A 7,945-nucleotide genomic window follows, 5' to 3' on the forward strand; every position below is an offset into this window, starting at 1 on the left:
ATTCTGATCCAATACATACGATCAACTGATCAATAGCCCCATACGAGTGCGCCCCTGCCGACAATCCGTCAGCAGGGGCGCACTGTTCTGTCCGGGAAGCCTCAGGGTGCTCCGACACGGAAGGGAACCGTCAGCGAGGCGGCCGCGAGCAGCTGATCGAGCGCCCGCTCCACATCTTCCTTCCAGCCGTGATCGGAGTTGAGCTCCAAGCGCAACCGCGGAAAACGATGATGCGGCGCCACCACTTCGAAACCGACGTCCTCCAGGAAGTCGGCCTCGATCATGCAGGTCTCCGGCGAACATTCGGTCGCCGAACCGGCCGAGGCGGCATCCCGGACCGGTGAACCGATCCGCTCCATCAATCGCATCGACCCGAGCGAACGATCCGACATCGCCGTCGCCGGTGGATCCTTGCGAATCCCGAAGGCCTCCAGCGCACGCACACCACGGCGCACCAGATCGGCCACCACGGCCGTTATGAGCTGGTTGGCTATGTCGGCATCCTGGTAGGGGAATTCGGCCCGCAGCGTGGTCAGCAGGACCGCGTCCGGGCTTACCGGTGAGGTGGGGAAGAGGGCGGCGCGCGGTACAGCGCTCGGCGGCGAATACAGCGCACACCCCGCGACATTGCCGTCGACGTTCGCGACCTGACCGCACGAACCCCATTCCAGCATGACGGTGGAGAGCCAGGCCTCCTTCTCGAAGACCGGATCACTGAATTCGCGAGACGTCGCCGCGAGGGCCGGATCAATCTCCCAGAACACGCAACGCCGCGCATGCGCCGGCAGCTTGTCGAGTCCACCGAGGGTTAGTGCTGTGACGCTGGTCGACACCGCTCTGCTCAGCCTCCAGCTGTCCGATTCGTCCACACTCACGCTGTTTTCACTCGCCAGCAAGAATAAGCGATCAATGCGAACCCGCCTCATTCCACGTCGCTGTGCTGTTGGTAAGGAGCCTGTCCGGTGGCCGTTTTTCCGCGCCGTCACAGTGACGTTTCGACGTCGGGCTCGTGCCTACCGAGAACACAGGGCTATTTTTGCCACTTCCGTCACGTGTCGAGCTGCGGCTGCTGCATCATTCCGACAATGCGCTCGAGGTCTTCGACAGAACCGAATTCGACGACGATCTTGCCCTTCCGCTTGCCGAGGCTCACGGTGACACGGGTGTCGAACGACTCCGACAACCGCTCGGCCACATCCTGCAGCCCTGGCATATGAATCGGCTTACGGCGGGGCGTCGGGGGAGCGGCCTTATCCGGATCCCGGTTCGCCAGGGTGACGGCTTCCTCGGTGGCCCGGACCGATAATCCCTCGGCGACGATACGGGCGGCGAGCACCTCTTGGGCGTCGGCACCTGCCTCGAGACCGAGCAGTGCGCGGGCATGTCCGGCGGAGAGCACACCGGCCGCCACCCGGCGCTGCACCGGGATCGGCAATTTCAACAGACGAATCATATTCGTCACGACCGGTCGAGATCGACCGATTCGCGCGGCCAATTCCTCATGGGTGACATCGAATTCCTCGAGCAGCTGCTGATAGGCGGCCGCCTCTTCGAGCGGATTCAGCTGCACCCGGTGGATGTTCTCCAAGAGCGCGTCGCGCAGCATCGCATCGTCGGCGGTCTCGCGGACAATGGCCGGAATGGCCGCGAGCCCGGCCTCCTGGCAAGCACGCCAACGCCGCTCGCCCATGACGATCTGATACTTGTCCACCCCCGGCTCCAGCCGACGCACCACGATGGGCTGCATCAGGCCGAATTCCTTGATGGAGTGCACCAGCTCGGCGAGCGCCTCCTCCTCGAAGACGTGGCGCGGCTGCTTCGGATTCGGTTCGATCTGCTCCGGCGGAATCTCGCGATAGGTCGCGCCACCATCCGACAGCTGCTCATCGCTGGGGTCGGGGACCCGGTGCAGGAATGCCGAGGCCGGTTGCGGCCCGATCGGGTCGATTCCGATGACGACATTGGCTGCGGCACTGCCGAGTCCGGGTGTGGCACCGAGACCCGGTGTGGCCGCAGGCCCCGTCGGAATCAACGCGGCAAGCCCGCGGCCTAAGCCGCCCTTCTTCGCCTGAGTCATCGGTTACCGACCCTTTCCTCGTTCGCCACCACGCTCGATCCGATCAATCATGTGATCCCGTTGGATCACTGCGCCCGCTCTGCCGCACCCGGCCGAACCACCGACCGCGCGGCCATCTCACGACCGGCGTCCAGATAGCTCATCGCGCCCCGGGAGCCTGGATCATAATCGAGCACCGTCATGCCGTAGCCCGGCGCCTCGGACACCTTCACACTGCGCGGGATCACCGACTTCAGCACCACATCACCGAAGTGCCCGCGAACCTCCTCGGCGACCTGATCGGCCAACTTGGTCCGGCCGTCGTACATCGTGAGAATCACCGTGGACACATGGAGTTCGGGATTCAGATGCGCCTGCACCAGACCGATATTGCGGAGCAACTGCCCGACACCCTCCAGCGCGTAGTACTCGCACTGGATCGGGATCAGCACCTCCTTCGCCGCCACGAGCGCGTTGACGGTGAGCAGACCCAATGACGGCGGGCAGTCGATCATCACGTAGTCGATGTCGTACCCGGCGATATTGGCCTCCTGAATGGCGGCCTTGAGTCGTCCCTCCCTGGCCACCATGGAGACCAATTCGATCTCCGCGCCGGCCAGATCGATGGTGGCCGGAATGCACAGCAGCCGCTCGCTGTGCGGACTCTGCTGGATCGCGTCCTTCACCGACACCTCGCCGATGAGGAGTTCATAGCTCGACGGAACGCCCGAGTGGTGCTCGATACCGAGCGCGGTGCTGGCATTGCCCTGAGGGTCCAGATCGATCACGAGAACCGTCATCCCGGTATGCGCCAGCGCGGCCGCAAGATTGACCGCTGTCGTCGTCTTACCGACGCCGCCCTTCTGGTTCGCGATGGTGATGATCCGTTGCTCGTGCGGTTTCGGCACTGTCACCTTTCCTGGATGCAGTATTTGGCTGGCACGTTGGGCTTCGGCTGCTATCGGGGTCTCACTGGGGGAGATGTGCCCGAACGGTGTGCTTCCGAATGCCTCCGCGTCGAAGGTGCTGGAGTCCAGCATCCCCGGCACGCGCGACGTCGTTTCCCGTGAAACATTCGCCGGACCGCTCGACATAGACAGCTCCTAACGCGAGAACCTCAGATCACGTGCGCCCGACCAAATTTGGCGCCGTGTCATCAATAGCTGTGTCGGATCGAACATGATGCTCAATCGGGACCGCGGCGCCCGATCGACCGAGCGGAGCTCTCGCCGCTGTGACACCCACATCCCTCCGTGGCACCAACGCTCACGCCCGACGCTCACTAGCTTGCCAGCACTGAGCGCGATTAGAAAGCTGAATCGCTGCATCGCGCAAAGGACACGCAAATCTGTGTCGAATCTCGCTGTCGCGCACAAGGTTGACGCGCCCGAATCGCTGTTTCACATGAAACATGAAGTCGTGGATCGGACGCCCCGATCCTGTTTCACATGAAACATGGGGCGCACCTCGGCGTCGCGACCGTCCGGCCGCGATCGCCTGGAGCGTCAGCATGTCCTACACGCGGGGCGCTCTCGCGCTCGATCAGGCTGGCGCAATCCGGGTCATCGATTTCCCCATACGATGGCACCAGGTTCGAAACGTCACGTGAGGCTTAGCGTTTGATGTCGTCTCGATCCGGGGGCGGCCCGGCGCGTTGTTTCACATGAAACACTGCCGCCGGAGCATTGCCCCGAATCGGATAGCGCTACTTCGACTTCCGTGCCGACCTGCTTGCGCGTCGCGAGGGACGTCCGGCCCGCGGCAGCCGCTCGGCACTGATCACCAGAGTGGGGGTGGAGACGAGTCCGGCGCCGCATTCGAGAACCTTCGCATTCCCCGCGCCCGCCTTCACCAATGCCTCGCCGTCACGCTCGAGTTCCTCGGCCGCGCTGACTCCCTTCAGCGCGAGCATCCGCCCATGGTCGCGGAGGAGAGGTAGGGACCATAGGGCGAGCTTCGCCAGTGGGGCGACCGCGCGGGAGGTCACCACATCCGCGCCGCCCGCTTCCTTCATCACGCCCGATTGTTCGGCCCGCCCGCGCACCACAGTGATGTCGAGACCGGCCGACTCGATGAACTCGCTCAGGAAGATGGTGCGGCGCAGCAGCGGCTCGACCAAGGTGATCCGGAGATCCGGACGTGCGATCGCCAAGGGGATTCCGGGCAGCCCTGCGCCGCTGCCGATATCGACCACCGTCGTGCCCTCAGCCATCAACTCACCAACCACCGCACAGTTGAGGATGTGCCGATCCCAGAGCCGCGGCACCTCGCGCGGACCGATCAGCCCACGTTCAACTCCGGCCGTGGCGAGTGCGGCGCAGTACCGGCGCGCGAGATCCAGCCGGTCGCCGAATACCACCGCGGCCGCGGCTGGGGGCTCCAGTTCATCCGGCAGAGCGGTGATTCCACCGAGATCTCGTTCCACGTGAAACATCCTTCCGACTTCGAGTCGTTCAGTGCGGCGGCGGGGCAGGGGAGGGGCGGGTATCCGAGACATGAAGAAGGCCCCCGGTCCGAAGACCAGAGGCCCTATCCAATCACAACGCGGGAGTCAGGAAGGCACCACGACAACGTGCCGGTTCGGCTCCACGCCTTCGCTCTCGCTGCTGACGCCATCGACCGCCGCGACGGCGTCGTGCACGATCTTGCGCTCGAATGGGGTCATCGGCGCCAGCGGCTCCGGCTTACCCGATTCGAGCACCCGCTGCGCGGCGGCCGTGCCGAGCGCGCTCAGCTCCGAGCGGCGCTTGGCCCGCCAGCCCGCCACATCCAACATCAGCCGACTGCGCACCCCGGTGGCCTGCTGCACGGCCAGGCGAGTCAGCTCCTGCAGTGCGTCGAGCACTTCACCGTTGCGGCCGACCAGCTTCGACAGATCCCGGCCGCCATCGATGCTCACGATGGCGCGGTCGCCCTCGACATCGAGATCGATATCGCCGTCGAAGTCGAGCACATCGAGCAACTGCTCGAGGTAGTCGCCCGCGATTTCGCCCTCTTCGATAAGAGCTTCCTCGGCATCGTTCGCGGCGTCGGCGGATTCGGTTTCCGCGTCAGCGTCGCGACTGGCCGCGTCACTCACCATCGTCGTCGCCACAGTGGCGTCCCCTCCGTCGGTTTCAACAGTCATTTGATTTCCTTCATCTGCTCATCGCGCGCGACCGGCGACGGGCCGATCGGAGAACGCGAACAGGGTTGCTCAGAGATCCCGTGGACGCGCGATCGGTCAGCGCCGTCGCTTCTGGTTGGGTCGCCCACGGTTGCCCGGTCGCTTCTGACCGCCAGAGCGCCGCTGTCCCGCCTTGGTCGGGGACTTCGCGGTGCCGTTCGTCGACGGTGCCCCTTCGACCGCGTCAACGGCCGCATCGGAACCGGCATCGACGGATGTCGCGTCGGACGGAGACTGCTTCTTCTTGACATTGACCGGCTTGGCGCCCGGCTTCGGCGCGTTCTGTGCGCGCTGCTCCAGCTTCTGCTGCTTCTTGACTTCCTCTTCCTTCGCCATGCGGCCGAAGACGAGGTGCTGCTGTCCGTAGGTCCAGATGTTGTTGGAGACCCAGTAGAGCAGGATGGCGATCGGCAGGAACGGACCACCGACGAGCACACCGAGCGGGAAGACCCACAGCGCGAGCTTGTTCATCATGGCCGACTGCGGGTTGGCCGCCGCCTCCGGGCTCTGCCGTGCGACCGAGGCACGCGCATTGAAATGCGTCGCCAGACCGGCGATCACCATCAGCGGGATGGAGACCAGCGCGATGCTCAGCTTGGTCGGCACGCCGCCGTAATCGGCGAACGCCTGCAGCTGGCTCGGCGGGCTGGTGATGTAGGCCGAGATGGGTGCGCCGAAGATGCGCGCGCTCAGGAACGACTGGACGTCGGCGGCACTGAAGACGTAGTTCGGCGTATGCGCGTTGTCGTAGGCCGACATGCCGAGCTGGCCGATGCCGGTGCCGGTGCGGTTGAACGAGCGCAACACATGGAACAGACCGAGGAAGACCGGCACCTGCGCCAGGATCGGCAGGCAGCCCATCAGGGGGTTGAAGCCGTGGTCCTTCTGCAGCTTCTGCATCTCGGTCGCCATCTTCTGGCGATCGTTCTTGTACTTCTTCTGCAGCTCCTTGATCTGGGGCTGTAGCTCCTGCATCTGCTTGGTGGTGCGCACCTGCTTGACGAACGGCTTATAAAGCACCAGGCGCAGCGTGAACACCAGGAACACCACGGCGAGTGCCCAGGTGAGTCCGTTGTCCGCGCCGAACGCGAACCCGAAGACCCGATGCCAGAACCAGAGGATCCAGGACACCGGGTAATAAATGAAGTCGAGCACGGCTCTATGCACTCCCGTCGTTCGTGTCGCCGATCACCGCGCGCGGTGATCCTTTACAAGCGTGTGGCGCCGACTCCGGGTCGGCGGCTGCCTCGTTCCGTCCGCGTTTCTTGCGCTCCGGAACGGGGTCCCACCCACCAGGGTGCCAGGGCGCGCATTTCGCCAATCGCACGACCGTCAATCCGAGGCCGACGAACAGGCCACGGGTGCGTAACGCGGTCACCGCGTATTCGCTACAGGTCGGGGTGAAACGGCACACCGGCAGGCGCATGGGGGAGACGTACGTTCGGTACAGCTCGATCAGGAAAATCACCGTGTTCGCGGGAAGCCGAGCAACGGTGGCACGGGCACTCATCCCGCACCGGCCACGGTAGCCGATGGACGGGCGATATCGAGCTTGCGCAGCGCGCCACGCAGCTGGCGGAGCAAATCCGCGGAATCCGCGGTCGCCGCACCGGGCAGGGCACGAATCACGATATCGACATCGGTGGGTAACTCGGCGATCACCTTGACGCACATATGACGCAGGCGGCGGGCGACGCGGTGTCGAACCACCGCGTTGCCCACCGCCTTGCTGACAATCAACCCGAACCGCGGACCGCCCACGCGGACCAACGCTCCGGCCACTGCCGCATCGCTCTGTCGTCCACTCGCGCCCATGACTCCGTCATACCCGTGCACGAGCACGTGTACGACCAGATCTCGCCTCCCGATTCGCTGGCCGCGGCGCACCGTCCGGGAGAAGTCGGCACGATGATGCAACCGATACGGCTCAGGCAACACCCGAGCGTCCGAGAGCGAGGATCAGGCAGTGAGGGACTTGCGGCCCTTGCTGCGACGCGCGGAAACGATGGCGCGACCGGCGCGGGTGCGCATCCGGAGACGGAAGCCGTGGACACGCGCCCGACGACGGTTGTTCGGCTGGAACGTCCGCTTGCCCTTGGCCACGGTCAACACTCCTCGAGTAGGTGGGCACCGTTCGGCGCCCAAAGCTTGTTCGGTGATACGTCTGTGCGCGATGAATCGCGAAGTGGTCATCATCGATGCGCGTCGGTCCTGGCGCACGAGGTCGATACGACCTGACACGGTCAGCACAAGACCGCCACCGCACCAAGGGGTGACTGTACGAGGGTACTGATCGGCAAAGTACGGGTCAAACTCGGCCCATCCGTTCCGCTGCCCGCTCCCGAGCGCGAGCCGGACTCACGCATCCTGGGTATAACCGTGAGTTCGTCCACACCCCTAGCCGTCGGCCGCTCCACCCACTAGGGTACGTAGCCAGAAGATTGCTGCAGAACCGCAGGTCCGGGCCATATAACAGCGGAGCGCAACCTTGTTTCACATTTCCCCAGGGTTCTCCACATCTGTGGATAATTGTGTGGAAAGACCCCTGGAGTGGCATATTCGTAGGGCCGACGGTGCCACGCCGCTGCCCGGATGGGGGACCCGGCAGCGTCCGAACCGGTTACGGACGTACGCGGAATCACAACATCGACCTATCCACGGTTGATACTCCGCATGCCCCGACCGTCTGCTCCTATCGCCTACTTCTCCGGGGAGGAAACTGC

At 64.5% G+C, this 7,945-nt stretch carries 9 protein-coding genes; all 9 read right to left on the bottom strand.

The window, feature by feature from the left end:
* Window positions 1-101: 101 nt before the first annotated feature.
* Window positions 102-833: a GNAT family N-acetyltransferase gene (locus tag ACQP2D_RS43380; protein ID WP_433681677.1), complete on the bottom strand. Its 732-nt coding sequence runs from the start codon at window positions 831-833 to the stop codon at window positions 102-104.
* Window positions 834-1,048: 215 nt separating this feature from the next.
* Window positions 1,049-2,077, bottom strand: coding sequence for a ParB/RepB/Spo0J family partition protein (locus ACQP2D_RS43385; protein WP_433681678.1), 1,029 nt, complete (start codon window positions 2,075-2,077; stop codon window positions 1,049-1,051).
* A 65-nt stretch (window positions 2,078-2,142) separates the two neighbouring features.
* Window positions 2,143-3,096: a ParA family protein gene (locus ACQP2D_RS43390; protein WP_433685952.1), complete on the bottom strand. Its 954-nt coding sequence runs from the start codon at window positions 3,094-3,096 to the stop codon at window positions 2,143-2,145.
* A 665-nt stretch (window positions 3,097-3,761) separates the two neighbouring features.
* Window positions 3,762-4,490, bottom strand: coding sequence for a 16S rRNA (guanine(527)-N(7))-methyltransferase RsmG (rsmG, locus tag ACQP2D_RS43395; protein ID WP_433681679.1), 729 nt, complete (start codon window positions 4,488-4,490; stop codon window positions 3,762-3,764).
* A 117-nt stretch (window positions 4,491-4,607) separates the two neighbouring features.
* The gene (locus tag ACQP2D_RS43400; RefSeq protein ID WP_433681680.1) at window positions 4,608-5,183 is read right to left on the bottom strand and encodes a protein jag; all 576 of its coding nucleotides are present in this window, start codon (window positions 5,181-5,183) and stop codon (window positions 4,608-4,610) included.
* 96 nt (window positions 5,184-5,279) lie between these two features.
* Window positions 5,280-6,377, bottom strand: a complete 1,098-nt coding sequence (gene yidC / locus ACQP2D_RS43405) for a membrane protein insertase YidC (RefSeq protein ID WP_433681681.1) — start codon at window positions 6,375-6,377, stop codon at window positions 5,280-5,282.
* A gap of 4 nt (window positions 6,378-6,381) precedes the next feature.
* On the bottom strand, window positions 6,382-6,732 hold the full coding sequence (yidD, locus tag ACQP2D_RS43410) for a membrane protein insertion efficiency factor YidD (RefSeq protein WP_354960264.1): 351 nt from the start codon (window positions 6,730-6,732) through the stop codon (window positions 6,382-6,384).
* Window positions 6,729-7,160 (bottom strand): ribonuclease P protein component, encoded by a 432-nt coding sequence (gene rnpA / locus ACQP2D_RS43415; RefSeq protein ID WP_433681682.1) that lies wholly within the window; start codon window positions 7,158-7,160, stop codon window positions 6,729-6,731. The genes yidD and rnpA overlap by 4 nt, the downstream gene beginning before the upstream one ends.
* A 21-nt stretch (window positions 7,161-7,181) precedes the next feature.
* Window positions 7,182-7,325 (bottom strand): 50S ribosomal protein L34, encoded by a 144-nt coding sequence (gene rpmH, locus ACQP2D_RS43420; protein ID WP_084483849.1) that lies wholly within the window; start codon window positions 7,323-7,325, stop codon window positions 7,182-7,184.
* Window positions 7,326-7,945 lie beyond the last annotated feature (620 nt).

It is taken from the genome of Nocardia sp. CA-119907, assembly GCF_050955995.1.
GTDB lineage: Bacteria > Actinomycetota > Actinomycetes > Mycobacteriales > Mycobacteriaceae > Nocardia.